We start from the raw sequence: 19,626 nt of genomic DNA on the forward strand, positions 1-19,626 counted from the left end.
CACAGGTTGAGTTTAGCTCTGGGGGGCAAGGCCAGGTGGCAGTTGCAAGGGATCCCAATGTCTGCTGAATCTCTGCGGATTGTTTTCAAAGCATGAACGGTACAGACGAGGAGAGAGAGACATTGCCGGAGAGACCCCACAGGCTGGGGATCCCTTTCCTGCGGTGGTGGGCCGGGCTGGGGATGGTGGCCCTGCTGCTGCTGGTGATCTGGAATTGGACGGATCCCTTGCCGCCGGCGTGGGATGAGGCGCAGCATCTGCTGCAGGCGCAGGCTTTTGGGCTTCACCTGGGACGGTTTCGCTGGGATGGGCTGTGGGGGCAGCAGTTTTTGCATTTGAACCAGCGCTACCCCCCTTTGGCCTATTGGCTGGGGATCCCCTTGGCAGTTCTACATCCCTTCAGCCGGGCGGACGGGCAGTTGCTCAACTTGGGGTTGCTGGGGGTGCTGGTTCTGGCAACGCAGCGGCTGGGACAGCGGGTCTATCGCTCTGGGGAAGTGGGCTGGCTGGCGGCGGCGTTGGTGCTCCTCTATCCGGGGATCACGGCTTTGGCCCACGTGTACATGTTGGAGTTGCCGCTGGTGGTGGCGGTGACGCTGGCGTTTTGGGCGCTGTGGGCCTATGGGGAGAAGCCTTCCTGGTGGGGGGCGGTGGGGGTGGGGGCGGGGGTGGCAGCGGTGCTGCTCACCAAGTGGACAGGGGTGCTGTTTTTGCTGCTGCCTTTGGTGGGAGTTGCAGGTCAGGCCCTCTGGCGCTCTGGGAAAGCGGTGGGGTGGTGGAAAGGGATCCCTTGGCCGGCGCGGCTGGCCCACTTGGCCTTGGGGATGGGTGTGATGCTGCTTTTGTGCTGGCCCTGGTATGGGGCCAATTGGCTGTTTGTGCTCAGCAATGGCTGGGCTTACGCCGAGACTGCCCACTACTACATCACTTGCCCAGCGGGATCCCTGTGCTGGTGGACTGCCTACTTGCGCCTTTTGCCCCTGCAGATGAGCCCTTTTTTGTGTGGGTTGCCGCTGCTGAGCGGGTGGGGATCCCTGGACAGGCGAGAGGCAGTCTTGTGGGCCACCTACGGTTCGGGCTACCTTCTCTACACCCTGGTGGACATCAAAGATGTGCGCTTCACCCTACCCCTGCTGCCTCTCTTGGCCGTGTTATCAGTAGGCGGGATCCAAAAGGCTTGCCGGTGGTTGGAGGAACGCTGGGGTGCGTGGGCTTTGCAAAGGGGAGTCTGTGCAGGGCTAGTTCTGGGCTGCTTGGCCTTGGCCAATTTGGGTCGGCCCCTCACCCCAGGGGTGGCCCCTCTGTGGACGGGGATCCAGATGCGCTGGCAGGGGCAGCACCCCACGCAGGAGCTGACCCAGTGGATCCAATCCTTGATCCAGCCAGGCTTGACCACCACGCTGGGGGTTCTCCCCAACACAGAGCTGATCTCTTCCGAAACCCTCACCTACTTGGCGGCTCTTCAGCGCTGGCCGGTTACATTCCGCGCTGCTGGGCAAATCCCCTGGCCGGAGCTGGAGCTATCCTTGCTGGATGGGTTTGTGGATGCCGAAGGGGAACAGGGAATTATCGGCCCTTATGGCCCGACTAAGGAGCAGATCCGGCAGCACCTGCGCAGCAGCCCAGACTGGCGACAAGATCCGGCGGTGGAGTTGCCTACCTTGGGTCGGCTGCACACCTACTTCCCTCGCATGCCAAGAGTGACGGTGCAGAAGTGGCCTCTGGAAGCTGGGGAGGTGGAGCTGGTGGAGGTTGAGACGCTGTCGGAGCTGGGGATCCCGGCCTGGAAGTTGCACTGGCAAGGCCCAGCTCAGAACTTGGCCCAGACGCTGGTTTGGGCGCGGCTGGAAGATGGGCAAGGACGGGTTTTGGAGAAGCGGGCCTGGGTGCTGGGGCAGAATCGCCTGCAGCTCAACTCAACAGGCGGCTGGCTGGTGGAAGAGATCTTGACGCTGCCCACAACCGACTTCCCAAGAGGTGGCCTTCTCCACCTGGAATGGCAGTCGCCCAAAGGGATCCGCCATTCCCTACACCAATCCTGGAGAGGATCCCTGTCGAGCTTCCCGAAGGAGGGATCCCCCCTTGTAACGGATCCCTTACTTCCTCTCCGCAGGGCGGCCAGAGCTGCCGCTGTTGGGGATCTGCAGGCCCTCTCCCTTTACCTCAATGCCTGGACAACCCTGCAATACCCGACTTTTTTGACGGATCCAGATCGCATCCTGGTACGGCAACTGCTGGAGGGGGAACGGCAACAGGCTGCTGCCCAAGGCCAACCGAGCCAGCAAATCCAAAGCCACTACCAACTGGGCTTGATGTTGGCGGCGCTGTTACAACCAGAAGCAGCTCAGTTGCATTTTCAACAGATCGTCGAGCTGGATCCGGAAGACGAGTGGGCGCGGGCTTACCTGGGGTTTTTGCGAGTATTGTTCACTCACGACTTTGAGGGGATCCGGGGGTTGCGACAAGAGCTCTCGGCTGTGCTTCAGCCTCTTTGCCGGAAAGCGGATTTGGATTGGGATTTGAATTGGATTTGTGCTGCTCTTTAGCCACAAAGTCCAGCTCCATTTGAGAAACCTGGGAAAGAAGAAAGTCGGCAAAAGCTTTGGCCACCACCGAAAGACGTTTAGAGCGCAAATAGACCAAATGCCAGAACCCCCGAATGGGAAACTCTTCCACATCCAAAATAGCCAGATGATGCTGCCACCCCCCCAAGGCCAACACATGCTGAGACAAAACCGAAATGCCCAATCCACCCACAATGCCCTGGCGAATGGCTTCGCTGCTGCCTATCTCCATGCGGATGTTGAGTTTCAGGTTATGCTTGTCGAAGAGCCGCTCTACAGCCATGCGGGTGCCGGAGCCGGGTTCACGGGCTAAAAAAGGTTCTTGGGCAATGCGCGCCAGAGGGATCCCCTTTTGGCCCACCAGGGGATGATGAATAGAGGCCATCACCACCAAAGGATTTTCCAGAAAAGGTTGTGCCACCACGTCCAGATCTTCTGGCGGCATCCCCATCACGTAGAGATCGTCCATGTTGTTGCTCATCCGCTCCAAAACCTGCTGGCGGTTGAGCACCTTAAGAGCTACGTCAATGCCGGGATACTGCTGACAAAATGGCCCCAGCAGACGGGGTATAAAGTATTTGGCAGTGGTGACCACTCCAATGCTCAGCCGTCCCTGCTTTAGCCCCTTCAGGTCGGCAAGGGTCATCTCAAATTGATTCAATTGTTCAAAAATCTTCTCGCAGGTTTGGTGTAAAGCTTGCCCCGCTTCGGTGAGATACAGCCGCTTGCCCACCTGTTCAAACAACGGTAACCCCACGGCTTTGCTCAATTGCTTGATCTGCATGGAAATCGTGGGTTGGGTCAGGTAGAGCTCTTCGGCAGCGCGGGTAAAGCTCAGGTGGCGGGCGGCAACCTCGAAGATTTGCAGTTGATGCAGGGTAATGGCCTTCATGGACAATCAAGAAAAGCTAAAGGTTTACTACTAAATCATAAGCGCTAATCTATGCCTTTTGGCGAGATCCCTAGGAGAGCCTGGCTGACGGTCACAGTGGCGAAAGGGGCAAAACCGAAGAGCAACCCCCTACCACTCGGACTTAAGGTAGAGATCGACCAAGGGATTGCGCCGGTGTGGGCACGGGCGGCTGTTTTTTTTCAATAGCCGCTCTCTGGGCAGGAGAAGAGTACGATCGCAGACATTCTCGTGGAGGTTGAGAGCATGCCTCTAACCCCCAAAACCCTGAACTTTGCTGAATTTACTGAGCTTTAGGCGGTTTGGCAAAAGTCATTGAGAGGGATATAGTAGACCAAGTTTCCCCCTGATCCTTGAGTCCACCGCAACGGTTGCCGGGAAGTGAAGGGGGAAAGCGCTCGGGGGGTATTCCTCAGGGCTTTGCGGGATACCGCCTTCCTGCTCAGAGATAGGCAGGATGCGATCGCTTCTTTCCTGAACCATGTTCAGGAGAGTTCAGCGTGAATGTATCAGTGCTAAGACTGCCAAAAAACAAAGGGAGCCGCTGGCTTGCGGGTGTGCTGGGCGCGCTGATGTTGCTGGGATCCGGAATCACGGCCCAGGCTCAGTTCTTGTGGCCCGGCCATTCCCTTTTCCCCAGCTCTGGTTCCGTAGACAGTGCGGAACAGAGGGGATCCCACTTGGCTGCTCGGCTCGACGCCTACTGCCGACAGCCGCCCGAGGAGGTAGCGCGCAAGGCTCAACTGCGCCAACAGGCTGCCCAGTCGAATGCTGCTTGGGCCGAGTACACCCAAGTTTTGGCCGAACATGGCGCTGCCTTGATCGCCTGCCGCAGCCAACGCTGGCCCCAGATCCAGGCCATCTGGGTACGTCTGCATCCCTGTGATGCCAATCCGGGCGTGTTGGATCAGGTGTTCGACCAAGTGGTAAACCTGGGCTACAACCGCGTTTTTATCGAGACCTTTTACGATGGTCGCTCCATTTTGCCGGATGGCGCGGGAGGGATCTGGCCCAGCTTACAGCCCAACGCCGACTTGTTGGATCTGGCTCTGAAGGCGGCACGACGCCGCGGCTTATCTGCCTATGCCTGGGTGTTTTCCCTCAATTTCGGCTACAGCTACGGACAACGGCCCGATCGACAGGTGGCCCTGGCCCGCAACGGTCGCGGCATAACCACTGTTCTGGATCCGGCAACAGCCCTTGGGGAAGATTTGGGCAGCCCGGATGAGGTGTTTGTGGATCCCTTTCATCCCCTGGCACGGCGGGATTTTGCCGAGTTAGTCCGCCGCATCCTACAGCGACAGCCAGATGGGATCCTTTTCGACTACATTCGCTATCCGCGTGGCTCAGGGGGATCCAGCGTGGCGGCCACCGTCCGAGACTTGTGGATTCATGGAGAGGCCGCCCGGAAAGCCTACCTCAATTTGGCAGAAAACCCGGCGGGTCGGGCGCTGCTGGAGCGCTATTTGAGCCAGGGCTACGTGACGGTGAGGGATGTGCAGCAGTTGGATGCCGCCTACGCCGAGGAACCCAGATGGCGTCAGCCAGGGGATCCCTGGCCCAGCCCGACCGAGAAATGGGCGCTTTCCCCAGAGTTACTGGACTGGGCTGCCCAAGACATGGCCAGCAGGAATTGGCAGGGGGATCAGCTTTCCTCTGCAAAAGATTTACCAGAGAGTCTGGAGAAACCGGCGGATTCCAGTTCTGAGGCAGCAGCACCAACTCCTGCCCCTTCCCCCACCCCCAGCGCCGCCGTTCGCCAAGAACGTTGGCAGCAGCAGCTTTGGCAGCTGAGCGTCGAGTTTGCCCGCTACGGCGTTCTCGATTATCTACAGCAGGCCGCCCAACCCGCCCAGAGGCTGGGGATCCCGGTGGGGGCTGTCTTCTTCCCAGAAGGCAACCAAGCAGTAGGAGAAGGGTTTGACGCTCGTCTGCAACCCTGGGACCGCTTTGATCCGGGTATGGAATGGCACCCAATGGCCTATGCCAGGTGTGAGGATGCCACTTGTGTAGCCCAGCAGGTGGAGCAGGTTTTGGCCGTAGCTTCTCCCCAAACCTTCGTTTGTCCGGCCATCGCCGGCCTATGGGGACAGTCGCAACGACAGCGCCCCAGCCTAGAAGTGCAAATGGCAGAGCTGGCCCGTCGCTTTCCGCAGTTGCCCTGTGTGAGTCACTTCGCCCTCTCCTGGATCGAGCCGGAGCTGGAGCGCAGCCGTCGCACCTGTCAACTCTAACGCCCATCCCAATCTGAAAGTTAGGAATTCTGAACTTATGAGCCCTGAGCAATTTGATCTGATTAACCGCCTGTTTCAACTGACCTTTCAGATCGGGGATCGCTTGGGCTGTGAATCCTCAGATCCTGCTCAATTGTTGCTGACCAACCGGCCCAGCCTGGAATCCAGTTGCACATTCTTTCCTTCCGATTTCACCTACGAAGCCTTGGATCCCCAAGTGTGGGCCGACTACATGGCGGAAGTTCCGGCCTTAGCGCAGATGGCGAATATTTTGCAACCTTATCCTTTCACCTGTGGCATTTATCGCCAAGACGAGGTTTCGTGGTGGATTTGCGCCTTTTGGGCAGCCCAAGAGGACTTGGGAACCAACTTGCTCTTGCGCGCCCACAGAGTCGAAACTTAGGCGCTTGAGCCCTATCTCCTCTCCCTCATCGAGACGGGGATCGGCGTTACCGGAATCAAAGGGGCTGATAGCAGTCGTGGTTTTTATTACCATCTATTTCAACTGATCGCGCTAGCGGGCCAGAGGCCTTAGCAGGAAGCAACCGGTCGTTTGTTTCACCTTGACGGTGAGATAAATGACTATGCGTTGTGGAACGGTTTATTGCAATTGACCTACTCGCGACCGCTATAGCTGGCTTCCGCCCAGAGCGTGAGCTGGGGGCCTTACGGCACTCCTTCGTAAATCACATAGACTCCGGCGCGCTCAGGCCGAGAATGCCGGTGAGGACGTTAAACAAAACCTGCTGCGTGGCCTGCACCAATTGGATGCGGGCTTGGGCCAAAAGGGGATCCTCTTTCAAGAGCGGCAAAATACGGCAGTTGTCGTAAAACTTGTTGAAATCGGCGGCGATGGCTTCTGCATAGCGGATGATCTTGTGGGGAGCGCGCTCTTCGGCAGCGGCGATCAGCTCATCCGGCAAGGCCAACAAGCGCAGCAGCAGGGCCCGCTCTTCTGGCTCTTTGTAGGGCAGTTTTTGTTGCTCCGTCAAAGGGACTTTGTTGGTCAGTTCAACCTTTTCTTCTTCCTGTAGCCGCCGCAGCAGAGTGCAACAGCGGGCATGGCTGTAGTGAACATACACGACCGGGTTATCGAAAGTTTGCTTGACGGCCAAATCCAAATCGAAGTTGATGGGGCTGTCCATGCTGCTGCTAAGCAAAAACCAGCGGGCTGCATCGACCCCCACGCCAATTTCTGGATCTTCGATCAGGTCATTGAGTGAGACAAAGTTGCCGGTGCGCTTGGACATGCGCACTTCGGTTTTCTCACCGGTTTGCGGGTCGGTTTTGAACAATTTGACAAATTGTCCAATCAAGATTTCCAGCTTGACATCTGGGCTGAAGGCACCCACCGCCGCCTTTAAGCGGCCGATATAGCCATGGTGATCCGAGCCGAGAATGTTGATCAGCCGGTGATATCCCCGCTGCACTTTATCCCGGTGGTAGGCAATATCGGCGGCTAGATAAGTGAACGAACCATCGGCCTTTTGCACCACCCGATCCTTGTCGTCGCCAAATTCTTGGGTTTTGAAATAGACGGCCTCTTCGGCTCCTGGCTTGGGATCCTCACCCCGGGGAGCCTTGGCCCTGTAGAGAAAGCCGCGTTCTTCCAGCTCCTGTAAAGTCTGTTGGATGGCGCTCAGGCCCGTCTCGGGATCGGGGGTGTGCAGGCGGCGCTCGCTAAACCAGTGATCAAACTCGGTGCGCAATTGCTGGAGAGTTTGCTTCTGCCAGGCCAGCATTTCCCCATAGACAAAATCGGTGTACTCCTCTAGGGTGGTGGGCAGAGGGCGGATCCCGGCTTTCACCTGCTCCAAGAGACGTTGGGCCATCTCGATCAAGTAGGTGCCCTGATAGGCATCTTCCGGCAAAGCGATGTCTTCCCCCTGCAGTTGCCGCACCCGCACCTCGAGGGACTGGCCCAGGAGCCGCATTTGGTTGCCGGCATCGTTGATGTAAAACTCCCGCTCCACCTGGTGCCCCGTCCAGCGCAGCAGGTTGGCCACTGTGGAGCCGACGGCAGCCCAACGCCCATGGCCCACATGCAAAGGCCCCGTCGGGTTGGCGGAGACAAACTCCAGCAGAATGCGCTCGGGATGGGGGGTGGCTGTTTTGCCGAAGTGTTCTCCCAGATGCAGCAGCTCCTGCAGGCGCTCGGCCAAAAAGGGATCCCCCAGCCGGAAGTTGATAAACCCGGCCCCCGCCACCTGGGTTTCGATGTCCGGCAGATCCAGATGGCTCTGCAGGGTTTGGGCAATCTGTGTCGGTGCCATGCGACAGGCTTTGGCCATGCCCAGGGGGGTGGGACAGGCGTAGTCCCCGTAGCGAGGGTCATTGGGGATCTGGATCACGGGGGCAATGGCTGCGGCTTGTGGGGGAGCCAGGGATCCCAGTTGGCCTGCTTCTGCTGCCTGTCGAATGGCCTCAGATACAGCACCGGCGAGAAAGCGAACCAGGGAGGTGGAAGGGGATTGGATGGCCATGGTTGAAGAGGGATACACGTGAGTTAAGAGCAATGGCGATCGGGATCCCTGCGGCAGCAGGAGCACTATCATACCGGCAACGAACCGGCCATGACCAAGGCAGAGTTCTCACCTTGGCTAAAAGGGGATCCCCCAGCAGGTAAAGGTATCCTCAAATACAGAAGTTTGACTCCGCCTTGCTAAGTTGGTTGCTTATAGTCTTCACTCCATTGTTTGCCGCATTCCCGTTTGCGGATCCCTACTGAGCCAGGTGCTGTGGAGCATATAGATATGTCCATCCCGAAATCGTCGCGTCGCCAATTCATTCAGTCTGCTGCTGCGGCTGCTTCCCTGGCCGCTGTTGGGGGGTACAACCTAAAGGCTAGAGCCCAGAGCCGAGGGCCGCTGCTGGTTTCCCAGGGCCTAACGCCCCTGAAGTTTACCCTCTCTTGGTTGCCCTCTTCGATGGATACCCCCCTTGTAACGGCGATCTTGAAGGGCTACTTCGCCGAAGAGGGGCTGGAGGTCACCTACGAGCGCGGCTATGGCTCCGCCGATTCCATCACCAAGATTGCCGCTGGCCAGTACGACCTGGGGGAAGGGGATCCCTACTCCATGATCGAGTTCAATGCCAAAAATCCGGACGTGCCCTTGGTAGCGATCTATGTCCACTTCAATCGCTCTCCCTTTGGCATCTACACCTTGAAAGATAAGGGCATTGGGGAGCCGGCCCAACTGGTGGGCAAGAAGCTAGGAGCACCGGCAGGGGATGCGCCGCGTCGGCTCTGGCCGGTCTTTGCCAAGCAAGTCGGCATCGATCCGGGGTCGGTGGAGTGGCTGACCATGGAGCCGCAGTTGCGCGAACCTTTCCTCATCCAAGGTCGGGTGGATGCAATCAGCGGCTTTATGACCTCGGCCATGCCCAATTTGGTGCGGGGCGGGGTCAAGCTGGAAGATATTGTTCCCTTCCTTTACAACGACTACGGCCTTGAGCTGTATGGCAATGCCGTCATCACCCGTGTGCAATTGCTGCGTGAGAAGCCTGAGCAATTCAAAGCTTTCTTGCGGGCCTATGTCAAGGGTTGGCAAGACACTATTCGTGATACCGATGGCAATATGTTGGCCCTTCTGGACAAAGCCAAGGCCGACGGACAAGTGCTGGATACGGCAATTGAGAAATTGCGCCTTACCCTGGCAATGCCGCGCCTGTTTGTTACCGATGAGGTGCGAGAAATTGGCTTGGGGGATGTGGTGCCCGCGCGTATGGAAACCTCAATTGCTCAGGTGGTGGATGGCTTTGGCTTGCCCACTAAGCCCTCTCTAGAGCAAGTGTTTGATGGAAGTCTGCTCCCACCCAAGTCTAAGCGGATGATTGGATAATCTGGGTTAGGCCAGCAACGATTTTGAAGCCTCTGTCTATTGGCTTGCCGGTGCAGGCCAACTTATCCTGCTTGCTGGGAGGCTATTTCTGGCTGCAGGTGCGGTCTGCGTCCTTATTGGATCCCTCATCCGCGAAGTATCCCCAAAGCTTTTCGTGGCAGGGATCCCAGGCTGCTCCTGAAAGAGGCCGACGGGAGACCTGTTCGCGTTGGTGGATGGGAGACCGGAAGCGGCATGGAGCAGTAGGGGAGTGTCTCGAACTTTGTTTAGGGTTACCCAAGAACGCCGTAAGGCCCCTGCCTTTGGGCATGGGGAGCATGTCAATGAAATCAAACCTGAGAAACAGATGTATTGGGAAGAGTAGCTTAGGGGTGCTTGAAGTCGAGATAGCTTTTCCGATCCCGAAAAAAAGCTGAATAAGTGTGTGGTGCTCAGGGATCCCTTTTAATCTGAAGAGGGTCGCTAGGAAGTTTGGGCCCTTGGAAACTTTTGTTCTGATTAAGCAAGTTCCCGATCAAAACGCCAAGGCCGGCATCAACAGTGACGGCACGATCGATCGCGCCAAGGCCAAGCGGATGTTAAACCCTTTTGATCGCTATGCACTGGAAGCAGCTCTGCAAACCAAACGGCAACACGGGGCGAGAGTAACGGCAATTACAATGGGGCCACCCCCGGCCATTGAGGTGCTCTACGAGGCCATTGCCCACGGGGTGGATCGGGGTATTTTGATGACCGACCGCCGCTTGGCCGCTTCCGATACCCTAGCCACTGCCTATACTCTGGCCCAGACGGTTCGCTATGCTGGCCGGCCCGATGTGATCTTCTGCGGGCTCCAGACCACCGACGGCGATACGGCCCAGGTGGGGCCGCAGTTGGCGGAGCGGTTGGGGATCCCTCAGGTCACCTATTGCGAAGCCTTCGAGATTCGGGATGGGATCCTGGTGGCGCGGCGGGCCATCGAAGGGGGATCCCAGATCGTGATGGTGCCCCTGCCGGTTTTGATTACGGTGGCCAATTCCGCTCGGCGTTTGGCCTACCCCACTCTACGGGGTGTGCAGCGGGTGCAGCGGCTGATGCGGGATGAGGCGGCACGGGCCGAGGCGATCCAGATCCTCAACTTGGACGATGTGGGGGCAGACCCGGAGCGCTGCGGTCTCAAGGGATCCCCAACCATCGTGGCTGCCACCGAAAAAGTGGGGGAAATTGGCGGCAACTGTCAGATCTTTCAAGGGCAGTCCGTCCCCCAACTGGTCAACCAACTAACTCAGGCCGTTGACCTCTTCCGCTACGCGGCAACCTCCTAGATCTTTACATCTTGCGTCCCACCGGCCCCCCATCGCCCCTCAATCATCACTGTCTGATCATCGACCCCAGGCCAGCTGGCTGCGGTGAAAAGTTGACCCAGAAGGACTCTGCTGACATCGTCGCAACCCCAACCCGATTCAATCCCGATCTCAACCTAGGAGTCACAGTTTTTATGGATCGCAAGCGGATAGTGGTCTTCGCCGAGCAGGTGAACGGGGAACTGCAGCCCATTGGCTTAGAGTTGTTGGGGGCCGGGCGGCGGCTGGCCGATAAGCTGGGAGCCACCTTGAGCGCTCTTGTGCTTGGATACAACATTGCCCACTTGCCCCCAATTCTGATCGGCCACGGGGCAGATCAAGTCTTCATCGCCGATCACCCCGAGTTGGCCGAATACCGCACCCTGCCCTACCGCCGGGTGATCACAGACTTGATCAAAAGCTGGCCCCAACCACCCCACACCATCCTGCTGGGATCCACCACCACCGGGCGAGATCTGGCCCCCCGCTTGGCCGCCCACCTGGAGACCGGCCTGACCGCTGACTGCACCGAGCTGGACATTGGCCCCTTCGAGTACACCAACAGCAAAGATCCCAGCAAGTCCGGCCTCTTCCCCGACTGCCTTTATGCCATCCGGCCCAGCTTCGGCGAATCTCTCAAGGCTCGCATCCTTGGCCCCTGGAAAAACCCGCAAATGGCCACAGTACGACCAGGGGTGATGGTGCCCCTGCCCTGGGACAGATCCCGCCAGGGGGACGTGATCCCGGTGCCGGTCAACTTGGATCCCGGCGACCTGAGCCTGCAGATTGTGGAAACGGTGCGCAACCTGTCCCAGGCGGTGGATCTCACCCGCGCCAAGGTAATTGTTTCCGGCGGCTACGGGCTGGGATCCCCAGAGGGATTTGAGCTGTTGAGGGAGTTGGCCGCTTGTTTCCCCAACAGCGCCGTCGGCTCCTCCCGCAAGGCCGTGGATTCTGGGTGGATCCCCTACGCCCATCAAGTGGGCCAAACCGGCAAGACCGTCCGACCTCAGCTCTACATTGCCTGCGGCATTTCCGGAGCCATCCAGCATCGCGTGGGCATGGACAAATCCCAGACGATCATTGCCATCAACAAAGACAGCTCTGCCCCCATCTTCAAATTTGCCCACTACGGTATCGTCGGGGATCTCTACCAGGTGGTACCCGAACTGATCCGTCAGATCCAGCAGGTCAAGTACCCCCAGCTAAAGGTGGGGGCTTGTGGAAGTAAGGTCTAGCCAGCCTGAAACCCCAAGGGCAAGGAAAGACTAGCCTGCCCAAGCAACCCAGTCATGGAGGGCGATTGAAGGGGACTGAGCCGACTGGGCGTGGCAGCCCACAGTACGTAGCGAATGCTTCCCTAGTTGGCTACCTCTACGTTGGTCAGTGGCGAAGGGACGTACATACTCCGAGTAGGAGACTTACCGCATGTTTGTGCCTGTCGTAGACCACAACCAAAACCCGCTCATGCCGACCACACCCAGTCGAGCCAGAAGGTGGATTAAGACCGGCAAGGCTACTCCCTTTTGGAAGAGAGGGGTGTTTTGAGTCCGGCTTAACGTGGAGCCTTCTGACCGGCAAACCCAACCCATAGCCGTCGGCATTGACCCAGGGAGCAAGAAAGAGGGGTGGTCGGTTAAATCCGCCGCACAGACCTACCTGAACCTCCAAGCGGACGCGGTCACCTGGGTGAAGGAGCATGTCGAACAACGGCGCATCATGCGTCGAGTGCGACGGTATCGCCAAACGCCCTGTCGTCAACCCAGGTTTAATCGCGCCAGGGGTGGGTTGCCCCCTTCCACCAAGGCTCGCTGGCAGTGGAAGCTACGTCTGGCTCGGTGGCTAAGCCAGTTGTTTCCCGTATCCGTATTTGTGGTTGAGGACATTAAGGCGAAGACCCGTGGCAAGCGCCGCTGGGACGTGTCTTTCTCTCCCTCAGAGGTGGGTAAGCAATGGTTCTATCGGCAGCTAGCCAATCTGGGACAGGTACTAACCCGCTCAGGGTGGGAAACCCAGCAGATGCGGGATGCCTTGGGTTTGCAGAAAACCAACAAAAAGACCGCCGAAGTGTTTGCGGCCCACTGTGTGGATGCGTGGGTGTTAGCCAACTCCGTGACCGGGGGGCACCTGCAGCCGGACAATCAGCAGATGCTTATGGTCGTTCCTCTGCGGTTTCATCGTCGTCAACTGCATCGTTTGCAACCGGGCAAAGGTGGGAAAAGACTTTCCTACGGGGGTATGCTGAGCTTAGGTTTGAGGCGGGGTAGTTTAGTGCGCCACCCCAAGTTTGGGCTCACCTTTGTCGGAGGCAGTTCTGCTGGAAGAGTAAGTCTGCATCGGTTGGAGGATGGGAAAAGGCTAACCCAGAGCGCCAGGAAAGAAGACGTAAAGTGTTTGAGCTTCTGTTCTTGGAGGTTCTACAGAAGAAACAAATAAAGCCGACCTAAAGGGCAGGGATTCTTTTCCGGGTTGCAGGATGATTCCCACTTCCTGGGCTACACCACTCTTGCGAGTGGTGGGGGATGCCATGACCCCAACTGCTGGGATGAACTCCCAGATACTTTTCCTGTTGACACTGCGCCATAGCACAAAGCCGCCCTAGTCGCGTCAGCGGGCCGTAGGCCCTAGGGCAGGGCTTGCAACCCAGTTTTCTTGGTCATAGATTGTGTTCATGGGATCCGCATACCGTTGTTGGCTGAGCTTGATTTGTCTGGTGTTGGTGGGATGCTGCTGGGGATCCCCGGCGCTGGCTGCCCCTTCATCGCTGGCAGGGCCGGCTCAGGTATCGCCCCAGCTCGTTCGCGATAGCGACTCAGAGCGGTTTTCTCTGGCCGAGGCGCGGCAGCGGCTGGAAGCCATTGCCGAGGTCATGCGCTCGATTCGCCTGTGCAACCGGCCCAACTGCCGCTACCGAGATATCGCTGTGGACGTGTGGCCTGTGGACATATCCATCCCCAATGGTGGTGCCGAGCCGTTCTACGAGGGCAGCATCGACGCCATTATCGACCGTCCTTCCGGCAGCTTGGATAAAGCCCACTACCGGCTGCAGTTTCGCCAGGGGCGCTGGCAGTTGCTGGGGGGCGAAGAGGTGTCCGATGTCTCTTCCTTTTTCTTTGAGGGAGATACCTACGAGGTGTTCAGCGCCTACGGCACCCGCAGCCACAAAGCCAAGTTGGCAGATGCCAGCAGCAACCTGCGCGTGGGCTATCGGGAGCTGTATTACCGCGTTTTCGACCAGGGCCAAGAGCGTTTGCACTAGCGGTGCGGAGCATGATGAGAGGCCGGCAACACACCCTAGCCAGCTCTATTTCTCTGGAAGGCGTTGGCCTGCACACCGGCCTGCCGATTCGCTGCAGCCTGCATCCAGCTCCTGTCGGCAGCGGTCGGGTGTTTGTGCGGGTGGATCGACCGGGATCCCCTGAGATCCCGGCCCAGTTGGGATCCCTGGCCCCTGCCCATCTCTGCACCCTGCTGCAGCAGGGATCCCCCTCTGTTCAAGTGCAGACGGTGGAACACCTGCTGGCCGCCCTTTACATCCTGGGCATTGACAACTGCCGCATCGAGGTGGAGGGGCCGGAGCTGCCGATTCTGGATGGCTCTGCCCTGCCTTTTGTGGAGGCCGTTGCCCAAGCCGGGATCCAAGCCCAAGATCAGCCGGCCCTGCTGGGGGTGATCCAAGAGCCGGTTACTGCCTGGGCGGGGGAAGCTTTCGTCAGCGCTCTCCCCCATCCCACAGCCCGCTTTACCTATGGCATCGATTTTGCCGATTGCCCCATTGGAGAACAGTGGCTGAGCTGGAGGGAGAACGGGCCAGATTTTGTCCAGTCCATTGCACCGGCCCGCACCTTCGCCCGCCAGCAGGATGTGGAGCTGGCCCGGGAACGGGGGCTAATCCAGGGGGGCAGCCTGGAAAATGCCATTGTCTGTAGCCAAACCGAGTGGTTGGGGCCATTGCGCTACCCAGATGAGCCGGTGCGCCATAAGCTGATAGATTTACTAGGAGATCTCAGCCTCCTGGGCTGCCGACTGCAGGGGCACATTGTGGCCTACAAGGCGGGCCATGCCCTGCACCACCGTTTGGCCGAGCAGTTGCTCAAGAGTGGATCCCTGCTGATCCATGAAGAGTGAGGGGGAGCAAGGGATCCGGTTGCGCAGCAACAACCCTGCCATCCTCAGGTGCGACAGCGGTGCCGAGCACTTTTCTTCAAGGGGATCCGCTCTATTGGAATCTCTTGATCTCTTCTCCGTAGATCCCTGGGTGCTCTTTTGGCTGAGTTCTGGCCTGCTTCCTCCCCATCCGGGGTTTCAGTTTTGTCTTCTGTCTCCACGGGTTCACCATGGCCTCTGATGTCTCCCCTCCTCCCCTCCTCTCGGCTGAGGCAGCCGCTCAATTGGCAACTGCTCCCCCTGTCTTCACAACGGAGCAGATTTTGGAGATCTTGCCCCATCGCTATCCTTTTTTGCTGGTGGATCGGGTTGTGGAGTATCAACCGGGGCAACGGGCAGTGGGCCTGAAAAACGTCACCTTCAACGAGCCCTTTTTTCAGGGGCATTTCCCCAACCGACCCATCATGCCCGGCGTCCTGATCGTCGAGGCTATGGCCCAGGTAGGGGGGATCGTGTTGACCAAGTTGCCGGACGTGGCCGGGCGCTTGGCCCTGTTTGCCGGGATCGATGGTGTTCGCTTTCGCCGCCCGGTGCTGCCGGGGGATCAACTGCTGCTCTCTGCCGACTTGCTCACCATTCGCCAGAGGCGCATTGGCAAGATGTTCTGCCGCGCTCAGGTGGGAGGGCAACTGGTGACCGAGGGGGAACTGATGTTTTCCCTGGTGGATTGAGGGACAAACAGCGGCCATCCGAGAGGCGCTCTGCTGTGGGTCTTCTCACCAATTGAGATAAAGTGTTGGCATAGGGAGATGGCTCGGGGACTGCTTGCGCCTTTCTGTCGGGATACGGTAGACATATTGCTGCGTTGGGGTGGCAGCCTATTGGTCACGATGGCGGAGCGTAGCTCTAAGGTTGATCTCCCCCGGAGTCAAGCCTTGGTGATCCTTCGCGGGGTTGGGAGCGTAACCACAGTTGCTGGCTAGGTTGGAAATGAGTTCGTTCGCTTCAGCGGGATCCACTCCCAACGCCTCTGCAAGTGCGCCGCACCGCTCACGCGAGCGGATTCATCCCACCGCGGTGATCCATCCGAAAGCTGAGCTACACGAGACGGTGCAGGTTGGCCCCTATGCGGTGATCGGCGAGCATGTTCGCATTGCTGCCCATACGGTGGTGGGGGCCCATGTGGTGATCGATGGCTGGACGGAAATCGGCGAGGGCAACCACATTTTTCCGGGAGCAGTTGTGGGCACCGAGCCTCAGGATCTGAAGTACAGCGGCGCCCCCTCTCAAGTGGTAATCGGCAGAGGCAATCGCATCCGCGAGTTCGTCACCATCAACCGGGCTACCAATGAAGGGGAAGCCACCCTGATTGGAGATTACAACCTGCTGATGGCCTACACCCATGTCGCCCACAACTGCGTCATCGAAAATCAGGTGGTGATTACCAATGCTGTCTCTTTGGCCGGCCATATCCACATCGAGTCTCAAGCCCGCATTGGCGGCATGGTCGGGATCCACCAGTTCACCCGCATTGGGCGCTTGGCCATGGTGGGGGCGATGAGCCGGGTTGACCGCGACGTTCCCCCCTACATGTTGGTGGAAGGACATCCGGCTCGCATCCGCGGTCTGAACTTGGTGGGGCTGCGGCGAGCCCAAGGGATGGAGGGATCCCTGCCCTTGCTGCGGCAGGTCTACCGATTTTTGTACCGCTCAGGGTTGCCTTTGGAAAAAGCGCTGCAAACGCTGCGCAGCAGCCTGTGTGTTGTTCGTAGCGGCGGTGCGGAGGGAGAGCGCCATGTCCTTTCTCTGCAGGGGAAAGAGTGGGTGGACGAGACGGGATCCCTGCAACATCTGCTGCAATTTTTGGAAGACTCCCTCTCCCAGCCCCAACGACGTGGCCCTCTGCCGGCCCTGCGCGGGAGGGGGGAAGATCCGCCGGTGCAGAGCACTTCAGAGCTGGATGACTAAAGATTGGGGTCGGGAGCGTAGCTCTAGTGAGCCACCTGTTCATCTGCACGGGCGAGGTCTCAGGGGATCTGCAGGCCAGCCATCTGATCGAAGAATTGCTGCGCCAACGCCCTCAGCTGCGCATCACAGCGGTCGGGGGAGAGCGCATGGCTGCTGCCGGGGCCCGTCTGTTGCACCGCACCACCGAGATCAGCTCCGTTGGCATTTTAGAGGCTCTTCCCTTTATCGGCCCCGCCCTCTGGACGGAATGGAAGATTCGCCGCTTTTTGGCCCAAGACCCGCCAGATGTGGCCGTGCTGGTGGACTACATCGGCGTCAACAGCCGCATTGCCCGTCTGCTGCAACGGCGGCAGATCCCTGCTGTCTATTACATTGCCCCCCAAGAGTGGGTGTGGTCGCAGGACGCCAGCCTCACCTACCAACTGGCCCAGCAGATGCGGCTGATGTTGGCAATTTTCCCTGAGGAAGCCCGCTACTACGCGGCGGCAGGAGCCCATGTCCAGTATGTGGGCCATCCCCTGTTGGATATTTTGGCCGCTGTGCCCAGCCGTGCTGCCGCCAGAGCCCAGTTGGGGATCCCTGCCGAAGCCACGGTGGTGGTGGTGGTGCCGGCTTCGCGTCGGCAAGAGCTGCGCTCGGTTCTGCCTGTCTTGCTCAAGGCGGCTCAGTTGTTGCAAGCTCACCTGCCTCAGGCACAGTTTTGGGTGCCCCTGGCCTCGCCCCGTTTTGCTGCCCCGATTGCGCGGGCTGCCCGCCGCCTTGGGCTCAACCTCACCCTTTTGGATCCCCAAGCTCTGCCCTTCTTCTCCCCCCACAAAGCTCATCACCTCGCCTTGGCAGCGGCTGATTTGGTGTTGGCCAAGTCGGGCACGGTGAACTTGGAGACGGCCATCTTGGGGATCCCCCAGGTGGTGATCTATCGCCTTAACCCCCTCACCTTCTGGATCGCCCGCCATTGGCTGAGGGTGTCGGTGCCCTTCATGTCTCCGCCCAACCTGGTGCAGATGCGCTCCATTGTCCCGGAGTTGCTGCAGGAGCAGGCCCAGCCAGAGAAGATTGCCCAACTGGCGCTGGAGTTGCTAACTCGGCCGGAACGCAAAGCCCAACTGCAAGCCGACTACGCCGCGATGCGGGCAGCCCTAGGAGAACCCGGCGTTCTGGCTCGCGCTGCCAAGGCCATCCTAGAGGTGTTGGATGGCGAAGCCGGATCGAAGCAGGATCCCTTCCGCCGCTAACTCCGGCGACCCAGCACCTGGGGCACGGCCCGTCCTCCCGCCAAGGCCGCTGTCGAATCCTCCTCTTCCAGATACTCAGCATCTTGGTTGACCCGCCACCCATCGTAGCGCCGTTCCCCTGCCACAATGTTGCGAGCGGCCAAGAGGCCCGTCATCATGGCGTGATCTTGGTTACTATAGCGGTGCATGCCGTTGCGACCTGCCACCTGCAAATTGGGCAGTGCCTCTTCACAAAAAGGCCCGAATGGTCTGGATGTGAGCTTGATAGCCGTGATTGTAAACCGGGTAGGCTTTCGGGGCGCGAATGACTGTGCCGCCCAAAACCTTTGCCTTCCCCAGCAGGCCCAACCGCTGCAATTCCAGCGTTGCCAAGGCCATCAAATCCCCATCGGTTTGTCCCCAAAAGGGATCCGTCGCTGAGCAAAAATACTCCAAACCCAAGCAGGTGACCGAGGGATCCGGAACCATGTCCGCGCTCCAATTCTTGAAGTTTTGGATACGCCCCACCCGCACCGAGGGATCGTGAATGTAGATCCAGTGATCTGGAAATAGGTTGGGCTCATCCACCAGCAAAGCCACCGTCAAAAAATCCCGATACCGCAGTTGTTCGGCAGCCTCTCGCACCGGCTCCAGTGCTGCAGGTACCAAAGCCCGCACCAGAGAGCGCAGCGGCATGGTGGAAATGAACTGCTCGCCGGTCACCCAAAAGGTCTCTCCCCCTTGAGAACAGGCTTGTACAGCTTGAACTCCGGCCCGGTTCCAGTGGATTGCCGTAACCTTGCGATCCAGTTGTACCGGCTGCCCGGCTTCTGCCAGCAAGGTTTGAACGCGCTCCCACATCTGGCCTGGCCCTAGGCGAGGATAGCGAAAGCGATCGATCAGGGTTTTGATCACCCCCTCTCGGTTGGGGAAAAAGGTTTTACGGATCAAAGAAGCCATCGACAGACCCTTGATCCGCTGGGCTGCCCAGTCGGCGCTGATCTCGTGACAAGGGATCCCCCACACTTTCTCGGTGTAGGTCTTAAAAAAAGTGCGATACAGCCGTTCCCCAAATTGGTTAATGACCCAATCTTCAAAAGATACAGGATTGGGCCTGGGAAAGAGGCGCGCCTTTAGGTAACTGAGCAGACAGAGGGTGGTAAACCCTGGCCCCAGTTTGGCAAAAACATCCGTAGGTCGAATTGGATAATCAAAGAAAACACCTCGGTAAAAAATGTGGGAAAGCCGACGGCAAACCTGCATTTCCGAGCCCAAAATCTCCGTCCACAGAGCCTCAATTTCCGCCGACTTGGAGAAAAAGCGGTGTCCACCGATATCAAAGCGATAGCCTTGGTAGGTTACAGTGCGGGATAGCCCCCCACCTGAACCGGATCCGCTTCCAAAACCGTTACGGCAACTCCTCACACCACCTCGCCGATCCTGACGGAAATAGGTCTGTCCAAGG

Annotated in this window: 16 protein-coding genes and 1 pseudogene; 13 read left to right on the forward strand and 4 right to left on the reverse strand. The window is 58.7% G+C overall.

Going from position 1 to position 19,626, the window contains the following annotated elements; translation table 11 throughout:
- Positions 1–92 precede the first annotated feature (92 nt).
- The gene (locus ACVWVQ_RS04315) at positions 93–2,546 is read left to right on the forward strand and encodes a phospholipid carrier-dependent glycosyltransferase (RefSeq protein WP_457507062.1); all 2,454 of its coding nucleotides are present in this window, start codon (positions 93–95) and stop codon (positions 2,544–2,546) included.
- On the opposite strand, the gene ACVWVQ_RS04320 is transcribed toward ACVWVQ_RS04315, so the two are convergent.
- Positions 2,428–3,456 carry a LysR substrate-binding domain-containing protein gene (locus ACVWVQ_RS04320; protein ID WP_457503466.1) on the reverse strand — a complete coding sequence of 343 codons (1,029 nt, stop codon included), beginning with the start codon at positions 3,454–3,456 and terminating at the stop codon, positions 2,428–2,430. The genes ACVWVQ_RS04315 and ACVWVQ_RS04320 overlap by 119 nt on opposite strands.
- Positions 3,457–4,031: 575 nt before the next feature.
- Here ACVWVQ_RS04320 and ACVWVQ_RS04325 point away from each other — a divergent pair.
- Positions 4,032–5,708, forward strand: a complete 1,677-nt coding sequence (locus ACVWVQ_RS04325; protein ID WP_457507064.1) for a hypothetical protein — start codon at positions 4,032–4,034, stop codon at positions 5,706–5,708.
- 37 nt (positions 5,709–5,745) lie between these two features.
- The gene (locus tag ACVWVQ_RS04330; protein ID WP_011433539.1) at positions 5,746–6,111 is read left to right on the forward strand and encodes a hypothetical protein; all 366 of its coding nucleotides are present in this window, start codon (positions 5,746–5,748) and stop codon (positions 6,109–6,111) included.
- 283 nt (positions 6,112–6,394) lie between these two features.
- Here the strand turns inward: ACVWVQ_RS04330 and argS are convergent, their stop codons facing one another.
- Positions 6,395–8,191: an arginine--tRNA ligase gene (argS, locus tag ACVWVQ_RS04335; RefSeq protein ID WP_457507160.1), complete on the reverse strand. Its 1,797-nt coding sequence runs from the start codon at positions 8,189–8,191 to the stop codon at positions 6,395–6,397.
- A gap of 270 nt (positions 8,192–8,461) precedes the next feature.
- Here argS and ACVWVQ_RS04340 point away from each other — a divergent pair, with 270 nt between their 5' ends.
- From ACVWVQ_RS04340 to lpxB, 10 genes and pseudogenes are all read left to right on the forward strand, one after another.
- Positions 8,462–9,550: an ABC transporter substrate-binding protein gene (locus ACVWVQ_RS04340; RefSeq protein WP_457507066.1), complete on the forward strand. Its 1,089-nt coding sequence runs from the start codon at positions 8,462–8,464 to the stop codon at positions 9,548–9,550.
- Positions 9,551–10,029: 479 nt separating this feature from the next.
- Entirely contained in the window at positions 10,030–10,854 is an 825-nt protein-coding gene (locus ACVWVQ_RS04345) for an electron transfer flavoprotein subunit beta/FixA family protein (RefSeq protein ID WP_414331223.1), read from the forward strand.
- A gap of 173 nt (positions 10,855–11,027) precedes the next feature.
- Positions 11,028–12,110 (forward strand): electron transfer flavoprotein subunit alpha/FixB family protein, encoded by a 1,083-nt coding sequence (locus tag ACVWVQ_RS04350; protein WP_457507068.1) that lies wholly within the window; start codon positions 11,028–11,030, stop codon positions 12,108–12,110.
- 229 nt (positions 12,111–12,339) lie between these two features.
- Positions 12,340–13,308: pseudogene (locus ACVWVQ_RS04355) on the forward strand (RRXRR domain-containing protein).
- Positions 13,309–13,543: 235 nt separating this feature from the next.
- A complete protein-coding gene (locus ACVWVQ_RS04360) occupies positions 13,544–14,131 on the forward strand; it encodes a hypothetical protein (protein ID WP_414329482.1) in 588 nt (195 codons plus the stop codon).
- 14 nt (positions 14,132–14,145) lie between these two features.
- Entirely contained in the window at positions 14,146–15,000 is an 855-nt protein-coding gene (lpxC, locus tag ACVWVQ_RS04365; RefSeq protein WP_457507162.1) for a UDP-3-O-acyl-N-acetylglucosamine deacetylase, read from the forward strand.
- Positions 14,990–15,220: a hypothetical protein gene (locus ACVWVQ_RS04370; protein WP_457507070.1), complete on the forward strand. Its 231-nt coding sequence runs from the start codon at positions 14,990–14,992 to the stop codon at positions 15,218–15,220. The genes lpxC and ACVWVQ_RS04370 overlap by 11 nt, the downstream gene beginning before the upstream one ends.
- Complete coding sequence (gene fabZ, locus ACVWVQ_RS04375) at positions 15,210–15,710, forward strand: 3-hydroxyacyl-ACP dehydratase FabZ (protein ID WP_414355588.1); 501 nt, start codon at positions 15,210–15,212, stop codon at positions 15,708–15,710. The genes ACVWVQ_RS04370 and fabZ overlap by 11 nt, the downstream gene beginning before the upstream one ends.
- A 259-nt stretch (positions 15,711–15,969) precedes the next feature.
- Positions 15,970–16,947, forward strand: a complete 978-nt coding sequence (gene lpxA / locus ACVWVQ_RS04380; RefSeq protein ID WP_457507072.1) for an acyl-ACP--UDP-N-acetylglucosamine O-acyltransferase — start codon at positions 15,970–15,972, stop codon at positions 16,945–16,947.
- A 26-nt stretch (positions 16,948–16,973) separates the two neighbouring features.
- Positions 16,974–18,182, forward strand: coding sequence for a lipid-A-disaccharide synthase (lpxB, locus tag ACVWVQ_RS04385; RefSeq protein ID WP_457507074.1), 1,209 nt, complete (start codon positions 16,974–16,976; stop codon positions 18,180–18,182).
- Here the strand turns inward: lpxB and ACVWVQ_RS04390 are convergent.
- Both ACVWVQ_RS04390 and ACVWVQ_RS04395 read right to left on the reverse strand, forming a co-directional pair.
- Entirely contained in the window at positions 18,179–18,370 is a 192-nt protein-coding gene (locus tag ACVWVQ_RS04390) for a hypothetical protein (protein ID WP_457503464.1), read from the reverse strand. The genes lpxB and ACVWVQ_RS04390 overlap by 4 nt on opposite strands.
- 40 nt (positions 18,371–18,410) lie before the next feature.
- Positions 18,411–19,586, reverse strand: a complete 1,176-nt coding sequence (locus ACVWVQ_RS04395) for an NAD(P)/FAD-dependent oxidoreductase (protein WP_457507076.1) — start codon at positions 19,584–19,586, stop codon at positions 18,411–18,413.
- Positions 19,587–19,626 lie beyond the last annotated feature (40 nt).

The sequence above is a fragment of the Thermostichus sp. MS-CIW-36 genome (assembly GCF_054059035.1).

Excerpts from the sequence above, each read along its gene's own strand:
- ACVWVQ_RS04340 (WP_457507066.1), top strand. The coding sequence starts at position 8,462 with ATGTCCATCCCGAAATCGTCGCGTCGCCAATTCATTCAGTCTGCTGCT.
- lpxA (WP_457507072.1), top strand. The coding sequence starts at position 15,970 with ATGAGTTCGTTCGCTTCAGCGGGATCCACTCCCAACGCCTCTGCAAGT.
- ACVWVQ_RS04330 (WP_011433539.1), top strand. The coding sequence starts at position 5,746 with ATGAGCCCTGAGCAATTTGATCTGATTAACCGCCTGTTTCAACTGACC.
- ACVWVQ_RS04370 (WP_457507070.1), top strand. The coding sequence starts at position 14,990 with ATGAAGAGTGAGGGGGAGCAAGGGATCCGGTTGCGCAGCAACAACCCT.
- ACVWVQ_RS04320 (WP_457503466.1), bottom strand. The coding sequence starts at position 3,456 with ATGAAGGCCATTACCCTGCATCAACTGCAAATCTTCGAGGTTGCCGCC.
- lpxC (WP_457507162.1), top strand. The coding sequence starts at position 14,146 with ATGAGAGGCCGGCAACACACCCTAGCCAGCTCTATTTCTCTGGAAGGC.
- ACVWVQ_RS04315 (WP_457507062.1), top strand. The coding sequence starts at position 93 with ATGAACGGTACAGACGAGGAGAGAGAGACATTGCCGGAGAGACCCCAC.
- fabZ (WP_414355588.1), top strand. The coding sequence starts at position 15,210 with ATGGCCTCTGATGTCTCCCCTCCTCCCCTCCTCTCGGCTGAGGCAGCC.
- argS (WP_457507160.1), bottom strand. The coding sequence starts at position 8,191 with ATGGCCATCCAATCCCCTTCCACCTCCCTGGTTCGCTTTCTCGCCGGT.
- ACVWVQ_RS04360 (WP_414329482.1), top strand. The coding sequence starts at position 13,544 with ATGGGATCCGCATACCGTTGTTGGCTGAGCTTGATTTGTCTGGTGTTG.
- ACVWVQ_RS04390 (WP_457503464.1), bottom strand. The coding sequence starts at position 18,370 with ATGCACCGCTATAGTAACCAAGATCACGCCATGATGACGGGCCTCTTG.
- ACVWVQ_RS04350 (WP_457507068.1), top strand. The coding sequence starts at position 11,028 with ATGGATCGCAAGCGGATAGTGGTCTTCGCCGAGCAGGTGAACGGGGAA.